Origin of the sequence: Alteromonas marina, assembly GCF_000808575.1 — a bacterium.
Classification (GTDB): Bacteria; Pseudomonadota; Gammaproteobacteria; order Enterobacterales; family Alteromonadaceae; genus Alteromonas; species Alteromonas marina_A.
Genome location: NZ_JWLW01000014.1, coordinates 119286 through 144811, shown reverse-complemented (window position 1 = coordinate 144811; position 25526 = coordinate 119286). Strand labels below are relative to the sequence as shown.

At 45.8% G+C, this 25526-nt stretch carries 23 protein-coding genes; 12 read left to right on the top strand and 11 right to left on the bottom strand.

Going from position 1 to position 25526, the window contains the following annotated elements:
• Positions 1 to 10: 10 nt before the first annotated feature.
• Positions 11 to 2263 (bottom strand): LPS-assembly protein LptD, encoded by a 2253-nt coding sequence (locus RJ41_RS09370; protein ID WP_039219718.1) that lies wholly within the window; start codon positions 2261 to 2263, stop codon positions 11 to 13.
• Positions 2264 to 2676: 413 nt separating this feature from the next.
• Here RJ41_RS09370 and djlA point away from each other — a divergent pair, with 413 nt between their 5' ends.
• The 12 genes from djlA to RJ41_RS09310 all read left to right on the top strand — a co-directional run bounded on the left by djlA (position 2677) and on the right by RJ41_RS09310 (position 15295).
• Positions 2677 to 3537 carry a co-chaperone DjlA gene (gene djlA, locus RJ41_RS09365; RefSeq protein WP_014948312.1) on the top strand — a complete coding sequence of 287 codons (861 nt, stop codon included), beginning with the start codon at positions 2677 to 2679 and terminating at the stop codon, positions 3535 to 3537.
• Positions 3538 to 4464 (top strand): site-specific tyrosine recombinase XerD, encoded by a 927-nt coding sequence (gene xerD / locus RJ41_RS09360; RefSeq protein ID WP_014975697.1) that lies wholly within the window; start codon positions 3538 to 3540, stop codon positions 4462 to 4464.
• A 359-nt stretch (positions 4465 to 4823) separates the two neighbouring features.
• Positions 4824 to 5546, top strand: coding sequence for a bifunctional protein-disulfide isomerase/oxidoreductase DsbC (gene dsbC / locus RJ41_RS09355; protein WP_205622712.1), 723 nt, complete (start codon positions 4824 to 4826; stop codon positions 5544 to 5546).
• Between the two features lie 243 nt (positions 5547 to 5789).
• On the top strand, positions 5790 to 7511 hold the full coding sequence (gene recJ / locus RJ41_RS09350) for a single-stranded-DNA-specific exonuclease RecJ (protein WP_084081830.1): 1722 nt from the start codon (positions 5790 to 5792) through the stop codon (positions 7509 to 7511).
• 73 nt (positions 7512 to 7584) lie between these two features.
• The gene (locus RJ41_RS09345) at positions 7585 to 7866 is read left to right on the top strand and encodes a hypothetical protein (RefSeq protein ID WP_039219714.1); all 282 of its coding nucleotides are present in this window, start codon (positions 7585 to 7587) and stop codon (positions 7864 to 7866) included.
• A gap of 55 nt (positions 7867 to 7921) precedes the next feature.
• Entirely contained in the window at positions 7922 to 8635 is a 714-nt protein-coding gene (gene recO / locus RJ41_RS09340; RefSeq protein WP_039219713.1) for a DNA repair protein RecO, read from the top strand.
• Positions 8636 to 8800: 165 nt separating this feature from the next.
• The gene (gene pdxJ, locus RJ41_RS09335) at positions 8801 to 9538 is read left to right on the top strand and encodes a pyridoxine 5'-phosphate synthase (protein WP_014975702.1); all 738 of its coding nucleotides are present in this window, start codon (positions 8801 to 8803) and stop codon (positions 9536 to 9538) included.
• Positions 9539 to 9565: 27 nt separating this feature from the next.
• Complete coding sequence (acpS, locus tag RJ41_RS09330) at positions 9566 to 9946, top strand: holo-ACP synthase (RefSeq protein WP_039219710.1); 381 nt, start codon at positions 9566 to 9568, stop codon at positions 9944 to 9946.
• A gap of 101 nt (positions 9947 to 10047) precedes the next feature.
• Complete coding sequence (gene rlmD, locus RJ41_RS09325; protein ID WP_039219708.1) at positions 10048 to 11508, top strand: 23S rRNA (uracil(1939)-C(5))-methyltransferase RlmD; 1461 nt, start codon at positions 10048 to 10050, stop codon at positions 11506 to 11508.
• 12 nt (positions 11509 to 11520) lie between these two features.
• Positions 11521 to 13704, top strand: a complete 2184-nt coding sequence (gene relA, locus RJ41_RS09320; RefSeq protein WP_039219705.1) for a GTP diphosphokinase — start codon at positions 11521 to 11523, stop codon at positions 13702 to 13704.
• Complete coding sequence (gene mazG, locus RJ41_RS09315) at positions 13682 to 14632, top strand: nucleoside triphosphate pyrophosphohydrolase (RefSeq protein WP_039219703.1); 951 nt, start codon at positions 13682 to 13684, stop codon at positions 14630 to 14632. Before relA ends, mazG begins: the two co-directional genes overlap by 23 nt.
• A 294-nt stretch (positions 14633 to 14926) precedes the next feature.
• A complete protein-coding gene (locus RJ41_RS09310) occupies positions 14927 to 15295 on the top strand; it encodes a YbaN family protein (protein ID WP_039219701.1) in 369 nt (122 codons plus the stop codon).
• Positions 15296 to 15386: 91 nt separating this feature from the next.
• Here the strand turns inward: RJ41_RS09310 and RJ41_RS09305 are convergent, their stop codons facing one another.
• The 10 genes from RJ41_RS09305 to RJ41_RS09260 all read right to left on the bottom strand — a co-directional run bounded on the left by RJ41_RS09305 (position 15387) and on the right by RJ41_RS09260 (position 25473).
• Complete coding sequence (locus RJ41_RS09305; RefSeq protein ID WP_084081828.1) at positions 15387 to 16553, bottom strand: hydroxymethylglutaryl-CoA reductase; 1167 nt, start codon at positions 16551 to 16553, stop codon at positions 15387 to 15389.
• 207 nt (positions 16554 to 16760) lie between these two features.
• Positions 16761 to 17408 carry a tetratricopeptide repeat protein gene (locus RJ41_RS09300; protein WP_039219696.1) on the bottom strand — a complete coding sequence of 216 codons (648 nt, stop codon included), beginning with the start codon at positions 17406 to 17408 and terminating at the stop codon, positions 16761 to 16763.
• Between the two features lie 187 nt (positions 17409 to 17595).
• A complete protein-coding gene (locus RJ41_RS09295; RefSeq protein ID WP_039219694.1) occupies positions 17596 to 18297 on the bottom strand; it encodes a tetratricopeptide repeat protein in 702 nt (233 codons plus the stop codon).
• A 15-nt stretch (positions 18298 to 18312) separates the two neighbouring features.
• Positions 18313 to 19158, bottom strand: a complete 846-nt coding sequence (locus RJ41_RS09290; RefSeq protein WP_039219693.1) for an SDR family oxidoreductase — start codon at positions 19156 to 19158, stop codon at positions 18313 to 18315.
• Positions 19159 to 19222: 64 nt separating this feature from the next.
• Entirely contained in the window at positions 19223 to 19894 is a 672-nt protein-coding gene (locus tag RJ41_RS09285; RefSeq protein ID WP_039219691.1) for an iron-containing redox enzyme family protein, read from the bottom strand.
• 3 nt (positions 19895 to 19897) lie between these two features.
• A complete protein-coding gene (locus RJ41_RS09280; RefSeq protein WP_039219687.1) occupies positions 19898 to 21412 on the bottom strand; it encodes an AMP-binding protein in 1515 nt (504 codons plus the stop codon).
• Positions 21402 to 22145 carry a thermostable hemolysin gene (locus RJ41_RS09275; protein ID WP_039219685.1) on the bottom strand — a complete coding sequence of 248 codons (744 nt, stop codon included), beginning with the start codon at positions 22143 to 22145 and terminating at the stop codon, positions 21402 to 21404. The genes RJ41_RS09280 and RJ41_RS09275 overlap by 11 nt, the downstream gene beginning before the upstream one ends.
• 112 nt (positions 22146 to 22257) lie before the next feature.
• Positions 22258 to 24072 (bottom strand): ArnT family glycosyltransferase, encoded by a 1815-nt coding sequence (locus tag RJ41_RS09270; RefSeq protein WP_052235440.1) that lies wholly within the window; start codon positions 24070 to 24072, stop codon positions 22258 to 22260.
• Entirely contained in the window at positions 24069 to 24746 is a 678-nt protein-coding gene (locus tag RJ41_RS09265; protein ID WP_039219683.1) for a TVP38/TMEM64 family protein, read from the bottom strand. Before RJ41_RS09265 ends, RJ41_RS09270 begins: the two co-directional genes overlap by 4 nt.
• The gene (locus RJ41_RS09260; RefSeq protein ID WP_039219680.1) at positions 24736 to 25473 is read right to left on the bottom strand and encodes a glycosyltransferase family 2 protein; all 738 of its coding nucleotides are present in this window, start codon (positions 25471 to 25473) and stop codon (positions 24736 to 24738) included. Before RJ41_RS09260 ends, RJ41_RS09265 begins: the two co-directional genes overlap by 11 nt.
• Positions 25474 to 25526 lie beyond the last annotated feature (53 nt).

Genomic DNA, 25526 nt, shown 5'->3' with positions numbered 1-25526 from the left:
CAACTGCGGGTTAATTTAAACTATAAGGCTGGCGATAGCCAAACATACCGTCTTGAAGCATGCTTCTTCGGGTTCCTGATGAACCTATGCCTTTGAAAATAAACTGGAGCGATACACCAGAGTCGAAATCGTCGGTTGTTTGAACACCACTGTCGTTGTAGCGGTTGTTTAAACTGCGCTGTGCGACAAGTCGAACCGCCCAACAGCAAGATTCATATTGAATACCTGCATAGGTTTCCACACTTCGATTGCGCTCTAGATCACGGTAAGTACGACCAACCCATTGCCAATTCTCAGAAATAGGCCAGCTTGCTGAAATACCAATTTGATCGATGGTTTCACCACTTAAGTCGCGAACATAGCGATGACTCAATTGAATAAAACGCGCGTCATCTCTACGGTATTCAATACCCACGCTACTTAGATCAACTTTGTCTGTGTCAGTGGTTACCTGTACATCAGAATGGAAAAACCAATTGTTGTTAAAGCGCCAATCCACCTCAGCGGCAAGGGCTGAGCGGTCTTGATTTTTTGTTGCCGCAATAACTTTATTATCTTCAAGGTAGAATATCTGACCCACACTAAGAACAAATTGTTCCCTATTGTTTTTGTCTAACATGCGTGTGGTTGCACCAAGGGTAATTTGGTTGTTGTCACTAATTCTATCAAGGCCGGTAAATTCTTGTCCCCTAAACAATCCCTCAACGTCGGTTAAAAGCGGCGTTGAGTCATAAAAACCTATAGCAGTTTGATCTTCATAAGACGTGTAGAGATATTGCACCTTGGGTTCTAGGGTCATTGACATATCGTCACTAAACCAAGATGTGTCTCTTTCAAAATATAATGCACCGTAAAGACGAGCTTGTCCGAGAGTTCGCTCAACATCTTTTTTCAAATTAGTGCCTTCAACATTGTCTTGCTGATAAACCGTTTGAAATAATGAGGTTTCAGCAACAAACTCTCCCCATGCAGCGCGAAATGGCATGGCAAGTGTTGGCGCAATATGGAAGCGAGTTGCTGTTGGCGCAGTCTCCAACGTGTTATCAAAATGAGCAACCTCAGAGTCAAGGTTGAACTCGAAATATTCGCCAAACGCTCTGTTATAGTTAACTTTAATCTCTGGCACTGCACGGTAGCTGTCTGCCGTATTGCCTAATACTTCAAAATCTTTTATTTGCATATTTACCGATAGATTTTGAGAGTAGTAACTTAAACCAATGTTGCGGTACAGGTGAGTGTCTGCGCGACTATAATAGTCTGAACCCAAGTCAACTAGGTAGTTGTTGTCACTTAAGCCGTTAAAATCAATATTAAGTAGCCAATTATCAGCAACTAACCCCTGATGCTCTAAGCGGTAAAAATAGCGGTCTGGATTACCTGCAATGTCCGAGTCGCTGGGTAAATATTCAACATAGGCTTTACCTTGGCTGCGCTCTGTTAAATAGCGAAACTCCGTATTCAGCTGAACGCCGCGAAGGGTCATCAACCGAGGTGAAATCGTCATATCGTAGTTTGGCGCAATGTTCCAATAAAAAGGCTGGGTGTAGTCTACGCCCGTGCGACTAGAGCTGGTGAGTTCGGGAAATAGTAAGCCGGTTTGTCGTTCATTGCTTACGGGAAACGCAAAGTAAGGTAAGTAAAATACTGGTACATCGGCGATGTAAAATCGGGTGTGTTTAGCTTTGCCCCATACCGTGCCTTTTTCCAAACTGATCTCACTGGCACGGATCATCCAGTCTTCTCCCCCTTCTGGGCAAGTAGTGAAACTGACTTCCTTAAGTACGATACCGGTATCGGTATCTAGCACGATATCTTTTGCGGCTCCTTGTCCTACAAACCCCGTAAGTTTATAGCGGGTGTTTTGCATCTCTAAACGCTCTTCTTCAGAGCGCAGGGTTACCGCGTCACTTTCAACTTTCAATTGCGCATCTTGGTAAGTCACATCGCCTTTAGCAATGAGGTCTCGGCCACTGCCGTTCACTTGCGCTTGAGACGCACTAATCACCGCGGTGTCTGACGTTATGTCTACATTGCCAGAAAACAATGCCACAGTGTCTTGAATAATTTCAGTTCGGTTAGCTTCAACTTTCACATGACCTTTAGGCATTAACGCCTGGCTACTAAAAGTAACGGGTTCAACAGAACAAAATGCAAGCGGGGCTGCATTTGGAGTTAATTGAGAATTTGAAGCTGTCGTTTCCTGTGCAAACGCGACTGTAGGCAAAAGGGTCGCGGAAACAAGCATGGCGCAGGTATTTTTCATGCGTAAATGGGTGGCCTGTTTTGTTGTATGTTGCTTATAAACCCAAATAAGACGACATGCGTCTCGATTAGTTCGACATAACGTTTTAAAAAAACAGTGATTACATACCCTTGATTGACCTTCTAGTTAAAGAATTAGGGCGTTCACTAGCTATAACTATTTTATTCAAGCGCTCAATTCTAAGCACTTCTGTCGTAATTACCAACCATTCAGACAAAAAAATGCACTTTTATATGTACAACACATCAAAGACGGAGGCAATTAGTGGCAGTAAGCTTGATTTCAAGCTGCACAAGCCCTAGTTAATTAACTTATGTATTTGATATGATGATTGGTATAACGCGCTCTGCACGGCGTGATTTTACAATAGTAACATCAACTTTCTAAACAGTGCACCAACGGAGTATGACGCGATGTCAATTTGGGGAAAAATCCTCGGCGCCTTGTTCGGCTTTATGTTTCTTAAAATACCTGGAGCGATCTTAGGGCTATTAGTCGGGCACTTTTTTGATAAAGCCTATCGCCAAGACTTCAATCAGCTAGGTGGCTTTGGGCGCTTTTTTACCGATCAGGACAATCTGAAGCAGCAAGCTATTTTCTTTCATAGTTTGTTTAGTGCGTTAGGCCATCTTGCTAAGTCTGACGGCAAAGTAACGGACAGAGAAATTCAAATCGCCACAGCATTAATGGACGAGATGCGTTTAACTGGGGATGCCCGTCGTGAAGCTCAGGATGCATTTAGAGAAGGCAAAGCGCGAGACTTTCCTTTAGTCGATACGTTGAAAGGTTTTTACGACGCCAGCCACGGTAGACGGGATATTCTTCAAGTATTCTTAGAGATTCTTATTCAAGCCGCTTTCGCCGACGGTCAGCTTTCACAGGAAGAATACAACGTATTAGAAAAAGTAGCGAAGCCACTAGGTTTTAGGCGTCGTGATTTAGATTATCTAATTTCAATGTATGAAGCTGAAATACGCTTTAGGCAGCGGTCTAACTCTGGCTCAGGACAACGCACTCATTCAGGTCAACGTCAGCACAGCCAATCAGCCTATTCAGAACAGCAAAGTTTAGATGATGCCTATCACATATTAGGTGTGGCGGCATCCGACGATGAAAAGACAATAAAGCGTGCATACAGGAAGCGCATGTCTGAGCATCACCCCGATAAGCTGGTGTCTAAAGGGCTACCTGAACAGGCAATGGAAATTGCGAAAAAGAAAGCGCAAGATATTCAATCAGCCTACGAGCTGATTAAGCAAAAGCGTGGCTTTTAGATGGCAAAAACTCAACGTGAGTTAACTTATGTGCCGGCAGCGAGTCAGGCGCATATCGATGGTTTTATCGAGATGCTTTGGCTTGAGAAAGGACTGTCTGATCATACTCAGCAGAGCTATCGCACCGACCTTACTAAGCTTGCTATCTTCAGCAACAATCAAGGCGTAAAAGATATCGCTGTGCTGACCACTGAGCAGCTTCAGGATTATTTAGCCTACCGTCACGACAAGGGGCTGTCCACACGCAGCACCCAACGTGCGCTTAGCGCTATCCGGGCGTTTTTCGTATTCCTAATTAGTAAGCAAGTACGTGTAGACAGCCCGGTGTCCGCGCTATCAAACCCCAAAACACCCAAAGCTTTGCCTTCTTCACTCAGTGAACAACAAGTTGAAGATTTGCTAAATGCCCCCCTTACCGACGACCCTATTGAATGTCGGGACAAGAGCATGCTTGAAGTGCTTTACGCGACCGGCCTTCGTGTAAGTGAGCTTATTGGGTTAACAATGGATCAAATAAGCCTTCAGCAAGGCGTAGTTAGGGTTGTGGGTAAAGGGAATAAAGAGCGCTTAGTGCCCCTTGGTGAAGATGCAATAGAATGGCTGCTGACCTATATTAAAACAGCAAGACCGATACTCGCCAGTAAAGCTTCTGATGTGGTATTTCTGAGCAAGCGTGGACAGAAAATGACGCGTCAAACATTTTGGCATCGCATTAAATACTATGCGGTGAAAGCGGGAATTGAGCAGCACCTTTCTCCTCACACGTTGCGCCATGCCTTTGCGACACACCTTTTGAATCACGGTGCTGATTTACGCGTTGTACAAATGCTATTGGGGCACAGCGATTTGTCAACGACTCAAATATACACCCATGTAGCGACAGAGCGACTTCAAACTTTAATCCACAGTCATCACCCACGTGGCTAAATTGGCTAAATATACAAATAAAGAATGCTATAAATTGGGGGCTGTATACGACGAGGCTCAGTGACGACGTATATAAAATAAAAAGGTCTATGGTAGGATACGAGCCATGCAAAACGTTTAGAAAATACATTTTCCGTTAGTGCTCTAACGTGACTGAGTTTAAATGTTGACGTTAAATGTACTGAGGTTAAAAGAAAATTAGCGTTTAACGTGCAATTTTTTGCTAAGTTTTACGGTCTGAACGTTATGAATGTAAAAATTTTTAGCAATTGCTTTAAATGGAAAGATACCGATTCAAGCAGTTGCATGTTAAGCCAGTAAGTACAAGCGAACTTAAATGGCAAAATGGAGAGTATTTAGTGAAAGCAGTAAAGAAAGTATTGTTAGCCAGTGTAGTTGCGGCAGGTTCTCTATTAGGGCTTAGTGCGCAAGCGGCTGATGAAGCGGCTATCCGTGATAAATTAACCTCAATGCTAGGGTTAGATGTAGAAACTATTGCTGACTCTCCAGTATCAGGGCTGGTTCAGGTATCAACAAACCGCGGTTTATTTTACGTAAGTGAAAACGGGCAGTATCTGCTTCAGGCTCGTGTTTTTAACATTGATGAAGAGATGCGTAACGAAACAGAGCTGGCACTTTCTGGGCTGCGCAAAGAAGGCGTAAAAGAGATGGAATCATCGTCTATTACGTTTAAGGCCAAAAATGAAAAGCATGAAATAAGCGTATTTACTGATATTACGTGTGGCTATTGCCGTAAATTTCACAACGAGATTGATGAACTCAACGATGCGGGCATCACCGTACACTACCTTGCGTTTCCACGTTCTGGGTTAAACAGTGAAAACTACAACGATATGGTGTCGGTGTGGTGTGCGAAAGACCCGCAAAAAGCGTTAACTAAAGCGAAAGCGGGTGACGACGTAGCTAGCGCAAGCTGTAAAAATAAAGTGGCAGAGCAGTACATGTTGGGTCAAAAATTAGGCGTGAATGGCACGCCAAATATCGTACTGCCAGACGGTTCATTGATTCCTGGTTATCAGCCAGCTGCGTTGCTTGCTAAAGCATTGGAGGAAGCTGAATAGCCATTCAGTCCTTAACCTTAAATATGATAAAAACGCACGCTTTGTGCGTTTTTTTGTTTTCTGCGGTATGATTCGTCCTCATATTTTCTAGCGTTTTTTCGTACAGTTTTGCTTTGTAGTTCACACGGGCGTTCACTTGGAATCTGCACTAATTATCAAGTGTCCCGACTCCAGTCTTTTTATTTAAAGCCTATTTGAACTGACATCGACAACTGCATTTACAGTATTGGTTAGTGGTATTTCATGATTTTGCCTATTGTTCGCCGTGAGGTTACCGGCGCCTCGCTTAGTTCCGACTTACATCCTGTTATCGATAGAATTTATCGCGGTCGTAATATTGCGAATTTAGATGACTTGGAGAATGGTCTAAAAGGACTAACCCACTTCAATGTCTTGAAGGGGATGCCGCAGGCCGCGCAAATTCTCGCCAATGCTGTTGTGCAAAATAAACGTATTATTATTGTGGGCGATTTTGATGCCGACGGAGCAACCAGTACATCGGTATGTATATTGGCGCTTCGAGCCATGGGCTATCACAACGTTGATTTTCTTGTACCTAATCGTTTTGACTTTGGTTACGGCCTTAGCGTGCCTATTGTGGATGAAGCTGCCAAACAGGGGGCAGAGGTTATTGTCACAGTGGACAATGGCATTTCCTGTATTGACGGTGTAACCCATGCAAAGTCGTTGGGAATGCAGGTTGTTGTTACCGATCACCATTTGCCAGGTGATGTTCTACCTCCTGCTGATGCGATAGTAAATCCTAACCAACCTGGCTGTGAATTTCCTTCTAAAAATTTGGCTGGGGTTGGCGTTGCCTTTTACATCATGCTAGCACTTAAAGCCGAGTTACAGCAGCAAGGGCATTTTGAAAAAGCGGGAGTAGCGCCACCAAACCTAGCGTCGCTACTTGATATTGTTGCGGTTGGCACCGTGGCCGATGTAGTAGTGCTGGATAAAAACAACCGAATTTTAGTTCATCAAGGCCTTCAGCGCATTCGGGCGGGTAAGTGTCGACCTGGCATTAAAGCATTGGTCGAAGTAGCGAATCGCGATTGCGCTCACTTAACCTCAACTGACTTAGGCTTTGTGGTTGGGCCAAGGCTTAATGCCGCGGGTCGATTAGACGACATGTCTCAAGGTATTGCGTGCTTATTAGAAGATGAAACCATTCAAGCGCGAATGATTGCCGCCGAACTCGATGCGCTTAACAAAGAACGCCGTGAAATTGAGACCGGCATGAAAGCGCAAGCAGAAACCGTGCTAGAGCAAATGGCGCTGGATGAAGGCGATATGCCAAGCGCGCTGGTGGTTTATCGCGAAGACTTTCACCAGGGAGTTATTGGTATTGTGGCAGGGCGTTTGAAAGAGAAATATCTTAAGCCTGTTATTGCTTTTGCCCATCAAGACGACGAGATCATTAAAGGTTCGGCACGCTCAATTCCCGGCGTGCACATTCGCGATGTACTTGATGAAGTTAATACGCGCTACCCTGGCGTTATCGAAAAATTTGGCGGGCATGCCATGGCCGCTGGATTGAGCTTGCCCGTAGCTAAGCTTCAAGACTTCGAGCGGGCTTTTGTTGATATTGCGCGTGCGCACATGGCAAAGCTTGATGGAAATCATGCTTTACTTTCCGACGGTGACTTGTCATCGAAAGAGCTGTGTTTACCCTTTGCGCATTTACTGCGTCAAGCAGGTCCGTTTGGACAGGGCTTTGAATCACCACTATTCGATGGTGAATTTGCACTACTTGACCAGCGCTTAGTTGGCCAAAAGCACCTAAAAATGGTGTTGAAAAGTGACGGTGCTAACGAGGTCGATGCTATTGCGTTTAACGTCGATTTAAAATCATGGCCGAATGCCATGGTTAAGCGTGTACATATTGCCTATCGACTTGATATCAATGTGTTTCGCGGTCAGGAAACCGTGCAACTTATTGTGGAGCAAATAGAAGCGCGTTAGCAGCGAGTTCACACGCAGGCGATGACGATAAGCCTAGCAAGCAATAAGTGTAAGCAGTGGAAAAGGAGCAAGGGTGAAAAGCGAAAGACAAAAGCTGGTGGAAAAGCACAGTCAGCTGAATCAAACCGACAATGCTAAAGTGATTTCTCACGTTCAGCGAGAAGAGAAAGACAGCGACTGGATTCGCCACACCATTATGCTAGAAGGCATTGATGTCCCTTTTATCTACCGTCGCAAACAGCAATACCAAAGCTTAAAAGGCGCGCGGGTGAACGTAACCTATTATCGCCACGTTGAAGATCTGGCTGGCATTGAGTTTGAAACCATGAAAGTGGTACGAATTAAGCGCAGCTGATATTAACGTTGCCACAGGCACCAATTCGACAACAATTAACACACAGTGAGCAACAATGAATAATGAATGGTTAAATGCCTATGTACTGCATAGACGCCCTTACAGGGAGACCAGCTATATTGTTGACTTTTTTACCCTAGAAGAAGGGCGTGTTAGTGCGGTAGCGAAAGGGGTGAAGAATAGTAAATCTGACAAGAAAAGCCTGCTTCAACCTTTTCAGCATCTACGTTTACAGTTAAGCGGAAAGTCAGAGTTAAAGAACTTACGTCACGTTGAAAGCGTTTCGCCTTCTATCAACCTAGTGGGCACGGCGTTATTTTGCGCCATGTACGTTAACGAGCTAACTAATCGCGTTATGCCGGCAGGGCTTGCCAGCGATGGCGTTCACAATGCTTATGAAAATGCGCTGCTGTCTCTTCGCGATGAAAGCGACATAGAAGTGACCTTACGTCAGTTCGAATTTGCACTGCTTGACGAAATGGGGCTGTTACCCGACTTCACCACCGACGTCGAATATGAATTGCCCATAGAAGAAACCGGTAGCTATCATTTTCATATAGACGCAGGGTTTGTGCGACTGCCTGACGATATGGCAGGTACCCGCGGCATGCGAGGCTTTCCTGGACAAGCGCTGCTTAGTTTGTCACGGGGGGAATTTACGCCGCTTAGTAAAAAAGTGGCTAAGGTGCTTTGCCGGGACTTGCTGAAACCGTTAATTGGTGACAAGCCACTTAAAAGCCGCGAGCTTTTTATGCCCAAACCGCGGTAAAAGCATTAAATTATTTTCTCTTAACTCAAACGCTTAAACAGCACGTTCTACAAAAAAATTTGCTACAATTGCGACTTTCCTTAAAAGGGTATTTTTACCCTTAAAGCAACGTATTAAACAGGAAGAGCTGGCCTCTTCTATCGCTCTTACAGGCTAGGTGGTGAAATGAGCACGATTTTATTAGGCGTTAACATCGACCATATCGCAACGCTACGCAATGCGCGCGGTACACATTATCCAGATCCAGTACATGCAGCGGATATTGCAGAGCGCGCAGGTGCAGACGGCATAACGGTTCATTTACGTGAAGACCGCCGTCACATTAAAGACCGCGATGTACGCATTTTAGCGCAGACGATCAATACTCGACTCAATCTGGAAATGGCAGTAACTGATGAAATGCTGGCAATTGCAGAAGAAGTAAAGCCTGTTTTTTGTTGCTTAGTACCAGAAAAGCGCGAAGAGCTGACTACCGAAGGTGGTCTTGATGTGGCAGGGAATTTTGAAAACATCAAAGCGGCGTGTGAGCGACTCGCTAATGCAAACATTTTGGTGTCGTTATTTATTGATGCGGACAAAGCGCAAATTGACGCGGCCGCAGCATGCAACGCCCCTTACATTGAAATTCATACAGGCCAATACGCAGAAGCCACTAGCGAAGAAGAGCAGCACAAAGAGCTAGCGCGTTTAGTTGAAGGTATTGAGTACGCCGATAGTTTAGGGCTTAAAGTGAATGCGGGTCACGGCTTGCACTATCACAATGTTAAGCCTATCGCGGCTATCCCTCAGCTAATTGAGCTTAATATTGGTCACGCTATCATTGCCCGTGCTGCCTTCGATGGCCTTCACACGGCAGTGGCGGATATGCGAAAGCTTATGCTTGAAGCGCGAGCGGGCATTTAACGTTAGATTCAAAAGGGTGTAGATAACGTGGCGATTGCAGGGCTAGGTACTGATATTGTAGAGATAGCGCGACTTGGTAAAGGTGACGGTGCTAATGAACGCTTAGCCAAGCGAGTACTTACGCCTGCCGAGTGGCAGCAATTTAGTGAGCACAGTACGCCAGTACGCTTTTTGGCCAAACGTTTTGCCGCCAAGGAAGCGGCAGTGAAGGCCCTTGGTACAGGGATTGGAAACGGGATCAGCTGGCAGCATATAGAAGTGCGCAATAACGATTTAGGTGCGCCAGAGCTTCATTTTTCTGGCGAGTTTGCTGCAATGTGCAAAAACCGAGGTATCACGCGAAGCGTGGTCAGTATTTCAGATGAGCTGCATTATGCTGTCGCCACCGTTATACTAGAATCTGAATAGAGCAACTGCCCCTAACCCACGTGGGCGACTTCTATTTGGTGAGCGCGCGCAAAAACCTCTACTAACATCAAACGACGTAAAGCAAGTAACCGGAGTCACACTTGGCAAACCTTTTTAAACAATCTCGTAGCAAGCAAAAAGGCAAAACGTCGCTTACTGAGCGTGGCGCTTCAAAAAAAGGGAATGCCAGAGCCAACGCGCAGGTCGCAGGACTTCGATTTGGGAAAAGCAAAAAAGCAGCTGGTACCAGTGAAAGTCGAAAACCTAACACGGTCACCATTGAAGATTTAGACTGGATGGGCAATGGCGTAGTGCGCGGCAATCCTATGGTATTTGTTGAAGGTGCCCTTGTGGGAGAAAGCTGCGACATAGAGGTGCTATCTAGCAAAAAGAAAGTCATTAACGCCAAGGCAACAAACATTCATTCGCCAAGTGATGAAAGACAAGCGCCTTTTTGCCCTGTGTTTGATGTATGTGGTGGGTGTCAGCTACAGCACATAAAGCCCGACGCTGCCCTTGTGCAACGTGACCGTGCTCTTAAAGTGATGATGGAACGTCACCTTGCAATGAAGCCAGACATTTGGCAAGCACCTTTAGCAGGGCCGCGCCCTCAATATCGCAGAAAAGCAAGGCTGGCTATAGATGCCCGCAACCCCAATCAAATTAAGTTAGGCTTCCGTGAAGCAAATAGCAATAACGTTATTAATGTCGAAACCTGCCCAATACTGGTCGACCCGCTATCTAAACTTATTGGCCCTTTACGAGATGTGCTTACAGGGTTCGAGTCAGCGCGTCATATTGGGCATATCAGCCTTATTGCAGGCGACAACACTTCGCACCTTGTTATTAAACACACCAAAGCCCTTGAAGCTGAGCTGATTGATGCAGTGAGTGAATTGGTGAACACGAGTTCATCGGTTAACGGCTACGAAATTGAATTAAAGCTTGAAAATAAGCAAGGGCAAATTCGCAGTGTGGGTTGTGGTACTGATATGGTGATGAACACGGTAAATGGCTGCTCAATTTCACCTAGCGCTAACGACTTTATTCAAATAAATAAAGTGGTTAACGAAAAAATGGTTAATCAGGCAATAGGATGGCTAAACCCAAAGCCCAACGAACGTATCGCCGATTGGTTTAGCGGGCTGGGCAATTTTACTCTACCTATTGCTAAGTTAGGTGCAAAGGTTCAGGCGGTAGAAGGTGTGGCAGAGATGGTGCGCCGCGCCAAAGACAATGCACAGCAACAGGGCATTGAAAATGTAGAGTGGCTGCATTTAGATTTGGCTGATAAGACCAACGTCGAGGCTTCATTACAGCTGGGCTTTGATAAGGTACTACTAGACCCCTCAAGAGAAGGGGCGTTGACCGTTTGTCATGCGCTTGTAAAAGCACTACCAAAAACGATAGTGTATGTTTCTTGCAACCCAAGTACGTTTTCTAGAGACGCGAAGGTGTTGATAGACGGAGGTTATGAAATGGAAAAAGCGGGCGTAGCAGAAATGTTCCCCTTCACCCATCACATGGAAATGATGGCCTTGTTTACGCGAAAGCAGCAGTAACGAGTAAAGGATATGGTATCGACAAGAAAGGTCCACCAAGCCGACCGACCACCCTTTGAAGCGTGGTTAGATAGCCTTGAGTTAAGTGCAGAAACAAAAGAAAAACTAAGTGCAGTGTCATCTATTCCAGAGCGACTGTTGGTTGGTCAGGAAATGGTCGAAATTTTATGCCAGCTTAATATGGATGATGCAACGCTTCAGGCGGCCCTGGTTTTTCCATATTGCGAACAGCACGCCTTAAGTGAAGACGATATTTATGAAGAATTCGGCGGGGAAATACGCGATCTAATCGTTGGCGTGCGCCGAATGGATGCCATTAAATCGTTACATGCGCGTAAAGTGAATGGCTCTAGCTTTGCCGAAAAGTCAGACGAACAGCACATAGACAGTATTCGCCGCATGCTGCTGGCGATGGTAGAAGACGTGCGTGCCGTTGTGATCAAAATGGCAGAACGCATTTGTGCATTGCAACAGGTTAAAAAAGCCGACGAAGAAACCCGCGTTATGGTGGCCCGCGAATGCGCTAGCATCTATGCGCCATTGGCAAACCGTTTGGGCATTGGTCAGTTAAAGTGGGAGCTTGAAGACCTCGCATTTCGCTATTTACACCCCATCACCTACAAGCAAATAGCTCATCAGCTTGACGGCAAGCGCCGAGAGCGTGCCGAGTACATAGAAACCATAGTAGGCGACTTGCAAGGCTTGCTTGATAGCGAAGAAATTCGCGCAGAGGTCTACGGCCGTCCCAAGCACATATTCAGCATTTGGAAAAAAATGCAGAAAAAGCGCCTTACGTTTGAGCAGCTTTTTGATATTCGTGCGGTGCGAATTATTGCCGAGCGACTTCAAGACTGTTACGCCGCGCTTGGTACGGTTCACGCCAGCTATAAGCACTTACCTAACGAGTTCGACGACTATATCGCAACCCCCAAACCTAACGGTTACCAGTCTATTCACACGGTTATCGTGGGACCAGAAGGGAAGTCGGTTGAGATTCAAATTCGCACGCAGAAAATGCATCAGGATGCAGAACTGGGTGTGGCTGCACACTGGAAATATAAAGAGGGTAGCACGGGCAAGCAGTCAGGCTATGACGAGCGCATAAACTGGCTTCGTCGCATACTAGCGTGGCAAGAGGAAGTGGCGGAATCTGGCGATTTGGTTGAAGAACTTCGCAGTCAGGTGTTTGACGATAGGGTGTATGTATTCACACCCAAAGGCGATGTTATTGACCTTCCCCAAGGCGCTACGCCGCTTGATTTTGCTTACTATATTCACAGTAATGTGGGACATCGCTGTATTGGCGCAAAAGTGAATGGGCGAATAGTCCCTTTCACTTATTTACTGCAAAGTGGCGATCAGATAGAAGTACTCACCGGAAAAGAGCCAAACCCAAGTCGCGACTGGATGCACCCGGGCCTTGGCTATGTGCATTCATCACGGGCGCGTGCCACTATCCATTCCTTCTTTAAAAAGCAGGATAGAGACAAAAACCTGGCTGCCGGTAAAGAGCTACTAGAACGCGAACTTCAGCGTGCTCATTTGCCTGCCAAAGTACCCAATGAGGCATTTGAGAAGTTTAACTTACAAACCCTCGATGACTTGTACACTGCGGTAGGTGCCGGTGATGTGCGCGTTATGCAGGTGATTAACTTTATTCATCACTTGCAGGAGCCGCCAGCCCCAGAACCCGAGATTAGCCCTAAGGTTAAAACGCGCAAAACTGCGGCCGGGTCGGGCAAAAAAGATGCAGTGGTGGTGCAGGGCGTGGGTCACTTAATGAGCCAGCTGGCGAATTGCTGTAAGCCAGTACCAGGCGAAGCAATTTTAGGCTATATCACACAAGGCCGTGGTGTAAGCGTTCATAAAGAAAGCTGCGACCAGCTGCAACACTTGTTGTCACAACACCCTGAGCGTCAAATAGAAGTGAATTGGTCACAAGAGCTTAAAGTGGGCTTTGAGACAGGCATAGATATATTCTGTCACGATAGAACCGGCCTGTTGCGCGATATCACCACGGTACTAGCGAACGAAAACGTGCCGCTTTTGGGGGTGAACAGCCTAAGTGATAAAAACAGACAGACGGCGCTTATCACCATTTCGATAGAGGTGCACGATCTCGACACCGTATCAAAGGTGTTAACCCGATTGCGACAGCTTAAAGGCGTGACTGATGCAAAACGCAAACAAAGCTAAGCTTAGTGAAACGCAGCGGCTGCTTGACATTATGGCGCAGCTGCGCGACCTGCAATCTGGGTGCCCGTGGGATGTAAAACAAACCATGGAAAGCCTAACTCGCTACACCATAGAAGAAGCCTACGAAGTGGCTGATGCTATTGCCACTGGTGATATGCATGACATCAAAGATGAGTTGGGTGATTTGCTGTTTCAAGTGGTGTTCTACGCGCAGATAGCCAGCGAATCGCGTGCATTTTCTTTTGACGATGTGGCGAAAAGCATTAGTGATAAGCTCGTGCGTCGTCACCCTCATGTTTTTGCTAACCCGCTTGCATCTGAGGGCGTTAATGACACAAATGAAAACGTCACGGTCGAACGTACCCAATTGAACGACAGTACTTTAAACGCGCAGTGGGATGCTATCAAAGCCCAAGAAAAGCAGCTTAAAAAGCAGCGTTTGAAGCAAGACGACGAAGCAATAGAGCCCAGTATTCTAGATAGTGTACCCAAAGGTATGCCTGCACTTATGTATGCGCAAAAGCTGCAGAAAGCCTGTGCAAAGGTAGGTTTTGATTGGACTGATGCCGCTCCTGTTATAGATAAAGTGCGCGAAGAGGTGGAAGAGATTCAGCAAGAGCTAGACTTCAAGCAGCGAGCACAAGGGGCACTGAATGCGGGTGTTGCACCTTTAAACAGTGGCGTGCCTGACAACCAACAAGCTATTGAAGAAGAAATTGGCGATGCTCTTTTTGCCATGGTTAACTTGGCAAGGCATTGCAAGGTAGATGCGGATACCGCACTTAGAAACGCCAGTAACAAGTTTGCTAACCGTTTTAAAGGTGTAGAGCGCTTAGCGGCTGAACAGGGCGACAAGCTCGACGCATTGACGCTTGATGAAATGGAAGCGCTGTGGCAGCAGGTTAAACAGTCGTCCGATAGGAAGTAGTTTATCCTGCTACAACTTCACTATTAAGTTTGAAAATCAGCCAGATAGTAAGGTCTCGGATTTGCTCATCACTTATGACCGGGCAAATGTTAGTACTACAAATTTAGACCAATGAAGGTGGAAACCTAGTTATTTTGGCGTATGGTTAAAAGGTAGGTTTGATTTATAACAAGGCTACATAGATCCATACTATCTAAAATGACTGTATAAATTTAGCACTTCGGAAAAGTGTTCAGCGGGTGTGTGGTCACAGCACCTACCAAGGAATCGGCTAGCATTGGGCGTTGGTATTTCATGAAAAAAGTACTGTATTTATCACTCGGGTTGTTTTTTACCCTTCTAGGTATTATTGGCGCATTCTTGCCGGTAATGCCAACAACTGTTTTTTTGATAGGTGCGCTTTTTTGTTTTACTCAATCTTCACCGCGCCTTGAAAACTGGTTACTTCAACACCCTAAATATGGCCCCAGTCTTGTTGCGTGGCGAAAACATGGAGCAATTTCGAAAAAAGTGAAATGCATAGCGTGCTGCAGTATGTTGGTGAGCTTTATTCTGGTTTGCCTGTTCGCATCAGTGCCTATTCCTGCTTACATAGGCATAGGTCTATTTATGGGAATAGGCGCGTACTTTGTTGTTACACGCCCTAGCATGCCTGCTGTATAATTTCTCTATACAGAATTTAGTTACCTTCGGCAGTAGCGCACAGTTTATTCGAACTGCATTGCTAAGCGTTAGGTGACAGGTTTAAAAACCTTTAACGGTTTCTACCCAGTCGCTCGTGACTGCTTACCCATTCGTCTGCGACGACTGCAGAACCCAGCGACAGATCGCCACACAATACGGTCGCAGCGACAATTTCCGCAAACTTATTTACGCTGCCCCTTTCTGTGCAGCCAAGTACGCTTAAACATTCGTTTTGTGTAGCTAAACCGGTTCCACCACCGTATGTAGCAACGATTAACGATGGAATAGTAACAGAGAAGTAGTAGTCACCATTTGGCATAATTTCAGCGTAGGTAAACCCCGCCGACGACTCAGCCACATTAGCGACATCTTGCCCGCAAGCGATGAACATGGCGGTAATGCCGTTAGCGAAATGCGCACCGTTATTAACACTACCTGCCATTAGTGCGCCCATATTTGAATACTGGCGCTGTTTGAATAATGCTTCTGGCGGGCAATGCATAATGTCCGTCATAAGTTGTTTTGGCAGGGTTATTTCTGCTACAACGCGCTTTCCGCGGGTATGCAGAGAGTTTAAGTGAGAGTGCTTTTTATCGGTATCAAGATTAGCGGCTAGTACAAAGTGCTCGATAGGACGTGGGTAGTTCGCTTGTATCCACTCACAACCCGCTTTAGTGGCTTTACTTACCATGTTCTGACCAGCCGCATCGCCGCAGGTGAAATTGAATCTTAGCCAGCGAAGCTTAGACGCAGCGTACTGCTCAATATCCCTGAGCTTGCCCACGCTGGTGGTACTATCACTGGCTTGTTTAATGGTTTCAAAGTTTTGCTCGACCCACCTGCCAAATGCGAGTGCTTCACGTGCATCGGAAAACGCAAACATGGGCGCTCGCTGCATGGCATCGTCAATGACTGTGGTAGTTATGCCCCCAGCCTCTCTTGTTAAGCGCATGCCTCTACTGTAGCTGGCGGTCAAGGTGCCCTCTGTTGTTGCCATTGGCACATAGAACTCACCTTTGGCATGCTCTCCGTTCACTAGCATTGGGCCTGCAAAGCCAATAGGCACCTGTGCAACGCCGGCAAAGTTTTCTATGTTTCCCGACAAGGTTTCTGGCGGTATAGAATAGTGTCCTAAGTGATTTAGCTGAGTGCCGGTTTCGCGCGCAATAAATTCGCGGCGTGTTCGGCTCATGTCGTGGGTATAGTCGTTGTCTGAGGAACGTGGGATTTTAGGCATTGGGCCACTCCTTTTTTCTTTCATATTAGGAGTGCTGATACCGAATTAGAACTGTTTACAATTTATACATGAGGATAAGTGCCACCTATGTATGCGCATTTTATGTAGAAAGGCGTTAAATTCACCTTTCTACACGCAAAAAGCGGGGATATTGCTTATTTCGAACTCATTAGCGACGCGCGATAGCCCCGCATAAAGCAAATGATACTATGCTTTTTTATCTAATTTTGACTGAAGTATAGCAATCTCTTCTCTGCGTTTTTTATCGGCTAGAGGGCGGTTGGCTTTTTCAGGCGCGTTTTGAGCACGGATTAAAAACCCTTGGGCTTCTTCGTATTCACCATCGTCGAAAAGAAACTCAGCATAAAAGAAGTTTTGGTCCATACCTTCAGGGTTAATTTCCAATGCACGCTTAAATAATTGTTTTGCCTTCTTATCGCTTCCAAAGCTAACTGGCCAGCCTGGTACTTTATGATAAAGTGCCGCTAATACAGTGAGTGCCGTCCCCTCTAATACCGCTTCCTCTTTTTCAATGGCACGTTCTAAGTTTTCCTTCGCACTTTCAGCAAAGTCCAGGGCACCTAAACCGCCTTTCGCACTTGCAGTACTTGATTGAGAGATAGCTAGCCAGGTCAGTGCTTCAGCGCTATTTTCTGATTGCTCGACTAACACTTTCGCCTGCGCTATCAATGTAGAAAATGCCTCTAATTGGGCTTCACCTTCAAGCTCATAGTTCGTTTTTGCCCACGCATGTTGTAACGGTAGTAAATCAGGGGTGCTTGCATGAACCCTAGATATCGACAACGTAGTAATAAGGATAAAGAGAAAAGGAGAGAAGAAATTCTTTTTCTGCATGAAAAGTCGCCTTTATAAGATAGAGGTAGTTAGGAATAAACGAGATAACTCGACGAAATTGTGAGTAATTTATGAATTATCGTTGAATCGGCGGCTAATCTAACGGTATTTGCAGCGAAAATCTAATACTTGTTGAAAATGGAAAGGCAATAGGAGCATTGCCTTTCCCTGTATACTTTTGGGGTGACTAACTTTTTCTCGCTATTTTCGCTTCCAATAAAGCGATCTCTCTTTTGCGACCTGAATCTGCAATAGGGCGATCTGCGCGCGCTGGGGCGTCGAGCGCTTTCTTGGCAAACTTGAGCGCTTGCTCGTATTTACCATTATCGAACAAGTACTCGGCGTAGAAATAGTTGGGGTCTATCCCGTCAGGGTTTATTTCAAGTGCATGCTTCAGCAATTTCTCAGCTTTTTTGTCGTTACCAAAGCTAATAGGCCAACCCGGAAGCTTATGGTACAGCACGCCTAGACTGGTCATCGCTGAGCCCGAGAGTGCATTTTCATCTAGTTGCATTGCATGTTCGAAGCTCTTACGCGCATCCTTTGCGTAGTCCAGAGCACCAAGTCCCCCCTTGGCACCGGCTGTACTGGATTGAATTATGCCTTGCCAAATCAATAGCTCAGGGTTATTGGGTTCTGCCTTTACGAAAGATTTAGCGGTATTAATAAGGGCGACGAATGCTTTTTCCTTTTCTGCATCATCAAGTTCATAGTTAATATGTGCCCACTGATGCTGAAGTGTCTTTAAAGGGCTGGTAGCCGTTTCGCTTAAGGCTGATGTCGGCGCTGTACTTTCTGTGACTTCGTTAGCTTGAGCCAAAGCAGTATTACTTAATGCCAAACCGAGTCCCAGAATTACCGTGGTGCTAAGCGTGGTTAATTTCTTCATGATAATGTCCTCGTGTTAAACCAGCTTGTTACCCAGACGGGTTTCGTTTTGAGCGCTGGTCTGTTTGTCTTGTGATTGCGTTTTTTGAAAGGCATAGCGTTTAATTGTTGGAAGTTTCTTTGCCAACGCATTGTCAACAACACTGGGAACTAGCGCGTTAAGCTTGGCAAAAAAGCGTTCAGCACGTCCGAGCGCGACCCTTGGCAAATTGTTTTCTAACTGTTTAATGAATGCTTGTGCTACTGCATCAGGCTCGTCTGTCTGGTTGCCCAATGCCTCATTTAGCGCATTAGCGCGATCGTCATTTATATCGGTACGCGTTGCGCGTGGCGCTAGATAGTGAAATTTAATTTTGCTATCGCTGAATTCCCTGTGCATCGCTTCCGTCCAGCCTTTCAAAGCGAATTTAGTTGCGCAGTAGGTTCCGTGCGCAGCAAAACCTATGCTCCCAAAAGCTGAGCCTACATTCACGACGTGCGCAGACGGTCTACGTTCGAGTAACGGCAGTAGGCGTTGGGTTAGTAGCATCGGGGCCAGCATATTTGTCGACACAATTGACTCGATTGGGGTGCCATCAAACTCGCCCACATAGGTAATGCCAGCATTGTTAACCAGAATACTTAAAGGAAGTCGTTGGCAGGCACTTACTACTCTATCTCTGCCTTCATCTGACGTAATGTCAGCCACAATAGCAGTATGATGAAGGGTTAAATTTTGTTGCAGCTGTTCGAGCTTCGCCTTACTTCTACCAGTTAGGATAATGTGCGCGCCTTTTTCATCAAGCGCCTTGGCTATTGCTTGACCAATACCGCCAGTTGCACCTGTAAGAAGTACCACTTGATTACGCCACTGAATATTCATTGTATTTACCTTAACGTATTAGCAATTTACCTCGGGGATAAGCACCAGAGGTAAACCCTTGAATTCAAGCAACCTGTTCCAAACCGTGTTCAGGTGTTAATTCGCGAAAGATATCTCCGTATAAGCGATAAAACATGTTCGCGCTGTGAATGATCATTTGCTGCTCTTTGGGGTCAGTAATTTTGTTCATAAGCCCTTCAAAGAAAACAATGTGCTCTTGGTCTAGCGCACCGTGAGAGGTAAGGTATTTAAACGCTGATTTAGGCAGAGATAACTTGTCTTTGATTTGTTTTGCAGCCGCGTCGGCAAGCGCAATACTTGTGCCCTCTAAAACGAATACCATGCCAAAAAAATACAGTGGGCTTTTGCGTGCTATTGCATCAAAAGCATAGGCAACCATTAATTCAGTGGCGGGTGCAGGCTGACTTTTCCTCGCCTGTTCTTTATCAACGCCACAGGCTGCAAGGTCGTTAAGGATCCACTCTTGGTGACCCATTTCTTCTTCAATGTATTCACCAATTGCTTCTCTTAGCCATTCCTTATCTTCGTTGAGTTTGGCACCTGTAGCCATAAGCAGGGGTACAGTAAACTTAACGTGATGATAAGCCTGTTGAAGAAAGGCAATATAGTCGTTTAGGTTAAAATCACCGTTAAAGCAGCGTTGTATAATCGGCGCCTGTAAGAATGACTGTCTGGCATGTTCGGTGTTGCTTTGAAGTTGCTGATAGAAATTCATAAATTATTCCTTGATAACAAATTGAGAAGAAAATGCTGTTGTACTTTGAACGCTGTACTGGTGTTGGTCTTGGCCTTGGTAGAGCATGTCTAAGTCAGTCGCGTAGCGGGCAATTATTGCGTCACGCTTCAGTTTTCCCGTTGGGGTAAGCAGTTGGTTTTCTGGCGTACAAAGACCGATGGTGGCGAAATTAACAACTTGCGCATAGTCAGGTAACTGCTTATTGATAAGCGCCACGGTGCTTTGAATCTGTGTATTAGAAATAGTATTGGAAGCGGGTACGAGGAGCGCGACACAGTAGGGTTTAGCTTCGCAATACACCAAAGCCTGCCTAAACAGTCCTGTTCCCAGCAGTAAAGATTCAATCCACTCTGGCGATACATTTCTGCCAAAGCTGTTCACCATTATGTTTTTTATACGCCCATTCAGCGTAAGTGTGTTGTCAGAAAAAAAGCCTAAATCGCCGGTTCTGACCTGGGTCGGATAAAATGAGGAAGGTTGATTCAGATAGCCCAGAAAGTGGTTGCCTGTAACTACAATTTCACCCTCTTCGATGTGCAGTTGATTATGACCAAGCGTTTTTCCGGCACTGCCCATCGTATTGCAATTGGGCGTGTTCAATGTTGATACTGATACCGCTTCAGATAAGCCATAACCTTCAAATACTGGTAGTCCCTTCGCTTGAGCTTGCGCCAGCAAAGTGGGCGCTACATGTGCACCGCCAACAGCAATGAACATTAGTGATGAAGGTGGTGTCCAGCCCTGATTACATGCCTGTACTAGCACCATTAGCAAGTCGGGCACCAAAATCACAGACGATGGTTGAACGCGGTCTATCAGTGACAGCAGTGCGTTTGGATTGACGAGTTTGCTTCCTTGAAATCCGCGCTCAGATGCCGTGGCTAAATAAACCGTGCCGCCGTGGTACAGAGGGGCGTAAACACCTGCAATATTTTCAAGTAGGGTAGACAATGGCAATAAACACAGGTGGTTCACTATTTCTGGTTGAACAGCGCGCTCAATAGAATGGGCAACTTTCCATTGCGATTCAGTTGACAGGCACACGCCTTTCGGTGAGCCCGTAGAGCCAGAAGTAAAGGTTATTTTATTGGTTCCTACAGGTGTGTATACACGAGAGTCATGTTTGAGTGGATGAGCGACAATGTCGTTTTCGCTATCAAGAACAGCCGGTGACTCACTCCATTCACTTAGTTCACCACCGCGATTGGTCAATAAAAAGTGACACTGGCTCTCATTTAATACATGTTCTTGTTGGGAAGCGGTAAAAAATAGCGGAACGGGGACGCAGCAAACGTTAGCCTGTTGGCAGGCTAAATCAGCAATCACCCATGCAAAGCTATTGTCAAAGGCAATGCCGACCCTCTCGACATTGTGGTTTGTTATCCAGCTTGCGAGGTTCTCGACGGCGCTCAAAAGGGCGCGGTAAGTCATTGAACCGTCTTTGCATTTAAGCGCAACGTCATCGTCATGCCCGTTTATATACTGATTAAGCAACATACGCTGTTTCCTTTTTTGTGCAGATATTTTGCGTTAACGCATCCACATTTGCGGAAATAAGCTCAATTGCACGTTGGTAATGAGCATTAAGTTCAGGGCAGCCAATTATGTGTTGGGTTACGTGATTTAGCGACAGGGCAGTAACCTGAGGAGCCGTGTCGTAATAGGTGCCCCAGTCGTCGCTATTCCCTTTAAGTTTTGATACCTCGGCTTTAACAAGGGGGAGCAGTTGAATACCCGCGCCCATGAGTAAAGAGGTAAGCTGTGAGGTCGCACTGAAAACCAGATATTTGCTACCACATCGTTTTAAAACGAAGAACAGGGCAAATAACAAGGGGAGGGTATAGCGCGATGCACTGCTAAAAAGGTTACCAACTTCAGCAATATGCGCTCTGTTTACGGTTATCCCTTGTAGGGTGAGGGCAGTTTCTACCGAAGTGTTAAGGTATTGCTCTATAAAAAGAGAATTATACTGACCATCATAGGCGGCAAACCTTGCGCCTGCGGCGGCTTTAACTCCCTTAGCTTCAAGAGCAAACAGCATAGGCATAAAGGAAGTTACTCGTGCGTTGTAGCGAGCTTTAAAACCACTCGCTATAAACGCTTCAATACGGCGGCGGGCATTATGTCCATGTTTTGCCGCGATAAAGGTTATAGCGGGCTTTTCCTTTGAGACAATCGCAGATTGCTGACTAGCAATCTGGGTTGGAACTGAAGCTAAAACGTGACTCATAAACATGCTCATTGGTTTTGCGATGTTATGAGTATTTACGCGAGACCTTAAGAGAACCTTAAGTGGTAAAAACTTTTATAAATGTCAGTCCAAAATGTTAAAAACGCCCAAGCTAATTAATCGCTGAGCCGTCATAGCTATTAAAAACTGGGCCATTAGCAGGTAAATCACAGGTAGCGTTCGCAGCAGTGGCAGGAAGCAACAACCATTCGTCACGGTGGGCTACACCCAGTGAAGTGGCTTGTGATAAGTCTACACATTGAAATTTGTAGTCACTTGGAACTAACAAAAAGCGTTGACGTATTGGCGGTCTAACCCGCTGGCCTGAAACCTTTGTCTGCTCGCGGGAAGGCTCGGAAGTATCGGTCAACCAAGCCCACGCTGTACCGTTTTCTACTTCTTTAGGGGTATGGTAACCAAAATGAGCCATTTCAAAGGGTGAATAAAGCAAATACTGTTCTTTAAAGCTGACTATCCCTACCTCGAAGGCAGTTGAATCCTTCGTCAACATATTACTTATTTGGCTTTCTGCATTTTGAAGGACTATACGGGGAGTACGGTAGTCGTTTAGCAGCCATGCACCGAATGTGGAAGGAATTACAGTTAAAATGAAAAGCCATGCCAGTAATTGGCGGGCGAGTAATTCTCCATCCCCTGCGTTGCGCTTTTTATTGCAAACATAGTAGACAATATGAGTACAAAGCCCAGCGAATCCGAGTACAAGTAATACTATGCTTAAACAAACAAGGGTTTCGCTGTCGCTGTCAAAGCGCGTCATCAGCTTAGCAGCGGTGGGCTCGTGAAAAAGCAGTGCTAAGCCAGCAATCAATAAAACGGCAGAGATTAACGAAGTAACTGCGCGCGCAAAAAGCACCAACCCTCTTGATACAGTTGAATTCGCAAGTACCAGACCTGCAACCATACTCAACGCAGGCAGTGCCGGTAGCACATAAACACCACGTTTACCTGGGCTGATACTAAAGAAAATGACAACCAACATTACCCATATAAACAGCGATGAGTAAGCGGGGGTGTGAGTAAGTACATCTTTTAACGACTTAGCTTTTGATACAAGTATGGCAATTGGAGTTATCCAAAATACAGGAATAACTTCAACAATATAGTAATACCAGGGCTCTATGTGGTGCCAGGCATTGGCATATCGCTCAGCCGTTTGTTTAAACAAAATGTTCGACAAGTATTGTTGTATTTGAGGCTCTTGTTTTATCAAACCAAGATAAAGCAGAGGTGCAAGCCACATCGCCACAACTGATAGCATGATTAAGGGGCCAAACAACATGCGCAATGACCACTTGCCGCGATGTGAGCCGCTGGTAAATGCGAAAAATGCAATGGGGATAAATAAAAGAACAGGTAAAAAGCCAACGCCTTTGGTTATGATCCCAAGCCCCATAAAGAACCATGCTGCAAAGTACCACCGCCAATTAACATGCACATAAAAGTGCTGAATGAGTCCGTAGACGCCAACCCAAATAAAGCAGGCGACAAGGGCATCTATTTGAGCGAATTTGGCTTGAATAAGAAACTGAGGGCTCAGTAGAAGTACGAGCATACTCAACATTGCCGCTTTTTCATTGGCAAGTCTTAGCGATAGCTTGTAGGTTAACCCCAAAGTGACAAGGCTTGCGATAGCGTTAGGCAGGAGCATAGCCACCTTTAGGCTACCCGTAATAAGGTAAAAGAAGGCAATACACCACATAAACACAGGGGGCTTGTCTGGATAAATTTCGCCACCGCGCATGGGCACAAGCCACTGTCCGCTGTTCACCATCTCTTTTGCGACTAAGGCAAATCGAGGCTCATCGGGGGGCCAAGCATCTCTGAAACCCAGACCAACAAATATCAGAGCACAGGCAAAAAAGAACAGGGTAGATACATGGCTATTCGAATTAAGCACAAGCCTCACGACGGCTCACTCCTACGAGCAATGCCTGATAAGGATAGAAGTAGAAGAAGGCTAATGATTAAGCCACCAATTTGTAAAGGCTGTTCGAGGGAGCTGACAAATCGTGAACCGCTTCCAAGCAAGGTAAATAAAAAAGTTTGAGGCGCAAAGCCGATTGCACTTGCAGCAATAAACGGGACAAACGGAACGCTTAGCACACCTGCGACGGCGTTTGTGATTAGGTTGGAGCCAACAGGGAATAAACGAACAATTAGCACATTGCGAAAACTTCGCTTGGCCAGTTTGTTTTCAACAGGCTTTAATTTTGTACCTAAAAGACGGACGGCAAGTGAGCGCAGAGGGCCATTTGCTAATGCATAGGCGATACATGCAGACAATACCGTTAGCAACAAAGCAATTAACCCTCCCTGCAATGCGCCAAAGCCCACTCCGCAAAAAAAACTGACAGCCTGACGGGGAAAGCCCATGGTTAAAAGTACAACACAACCACTCAGTATCATGCACAGCGATTGCCAATTTAAATTTGAAATATAGGCATTCAACCAATCTGTATCATCACCGTGCTTCCATACTTCACCAGTGACTTCAAGCGACACATAGCAGATAAGCGCGATGCTTGCTGCCCCGATGAAAAACTGTATGAAGCTCTTGAGGCGGCGAAGATTAGTCTTCATGACCCATTCCGCTGGCAATTTGATTAAGCTTATTTCTGTACATTAGCCATCTGACGCCAAGCATATCGATGATCCCTGCCCAGCCACGATTCCACGCTGTGTAATTTGATTTACCTTCTAAACGCGCGCGATGATTGACCGATACACATACCACTTCTCCCCCAAGCCTTTTAGTTAAAGCGGGGATATATCGGTGCATATGGTCGAAGTAGGGCAAAAGTAAAAAGGTACTTCTTGGGAGGAGTTTCAAGCCACAGCCCGTGTCTGGTGTGTCGTCTTGTAGGATCCACTGGCGAACACGATTGGCAACTTTAGACTGAAATCGCTTCCACGGGGTATCTTTTCGCTTTTTACGATGTCCGATAACGCAGAAGTGCACTGTATTAGTGTCTTTAGCTGCGCGAATAAGTCGCGGTATATCAGCAGGATCGTTTTGCCCATCAGCATCAAGGGTGATGATCCACTTTCCTTTTGCCTGTAAAACGCCGTGAAAAACCGAAGTGCTTTGACCGCAGCTCATAGGGTGGACGATGACACGACAACTTACCGGCAAGGTGCTTGAAAGGTTATGCAGCAAGGCTAGGGAGTCGTCGCTGCTACCGTCATCAACAACAATAATTTCTGTCGTTGTACTTGGAACCACTTCTGCAATTTCTCGTAACAAAGCAGAAAGGTTTTTGGCTTCATTTTTAGCAGGTAAAACAACACTGACGTCAAACTGGTGCATAAGAATATTTGGTAAATCATCGAATGACGTGCACTTTAAATGTTGAACCTTAA

Coding starts and splice junctions, on each gene's coding strand:
- RJ41_RS09280 (WP_039219687.1), bottom strand. CDS start 21,412: ATGTTGCTTAATCAGTATATAAACGGGCATGACGATGACGTTGCGCTT.
- RJ41_RS09265 (WP_039219683.1), bottom strand. CDS start 24,746: ATGAAGACTAATCTTCGCCGCCTCAAGAGCTTCATACAGTTTTTCATC.
- recO (WP_039219713.1), top strand. CDS start 7,922: ATGAATAATGAATGGTTAAATGCCTATGTACTGCATAGACGCCCTTAC.
- RJ41_RS09260 (WP_039219680.1), bottom strand. CDS start 25,473: ATGCACCAGTTTGACGTCAGTGTTGTTTTACCTGCTAAAAATGAAGCC.
- RJ41_RS09275 (WP_039219685.1), bottom strand. CDS start 22,145: ATGAGTCACGTTTTAGCTTCAGTTCCAACCCAGATTGCTAGTCAGCAA.
- RJ41_RS09290 (WP_039219693.1), bottom strand. CDS start 19,158: ATGAATATTCAGTGGCGTAATCAAGTGGTACTTCTTACAGGTGCAACT.
- djlA (WP_014948312.1), top strand. CDS start 2,677: ATGTCAATTTGGGGAAAAATCCTCGGCGCCTTGTTCGGCTTTATGTTT.
- pdxJ (WP_014975702.1), top strand. CDS start 8,801: ATGAGCACGATTTTATTAGGCGTTAACATCGACCATATCGCAACGCTA.
- recJ (WP_084081830.1), top strand. CDS start 5,790: ATGATTTTGCCTATTGTTCGCCGTGAGGTTACCGGCGCCTCGCTTAGT.
- RJ41_RS09310 (WP_039219701.1), top strand. CDS start 14,927: ATGAAAAAAGTACTGTATTTATCACTCGGGTTGTTTTTTACCCTTCTA.
- RJ41_RS09285 (WP_039219691.1), bottom strand. CDS start 19,894: ATGAATTTCTATCAGCAACTTCAAAGCAACACCGAACATGCCAGACAG.
- xerD (WP_014975697.1), top strand. CDS start 3,538: ATGGCAAAAACTCAACGTGAGTTAACTTATGTGCCGGCAGCGAGTCAG.
- relA (WP_039219705.1), top strand. CDS start 11,521: ATGGTATCGACAAGAAAGGTCCACCAAGCCGACCGACCACCCTTTGAA.
- mazG (WP_039219703.1), top strand. CDS start 13,682: ATGCAAAACGCAAACAAAGCTAAGCTTAGTGAAACGCAGCGGCTGCTT.
- RJ41_RS09305 (WP_084081828.1), bottom strand. CDS start 16,553: ATGCCTAAAATCCCACGTTCCTCAGACAACGACTATACCCACGACATG.
- RJ41_RS09295 (WP_039219694.1), bottom strand. CDS start 18,297: ATGAAGAAATTAACCACGCTTAGCACCACGGTAATTCTGGGACTCGGT.
- RJ41_RS09300 (WP_039219696.1), bottom strand. CDS start 17,408: ATGCAGAAAAAGAATTTCTTCTCTCCTTTTCTCTTTATCCTTATTACT.
- RJ41_RS09370 (WP_039219718.1), bottom strand. CDS start 2,263: ATGAAAAATACCTGCGCCATGCTTGTTTCCGCGACCCTTTTGCCTACA.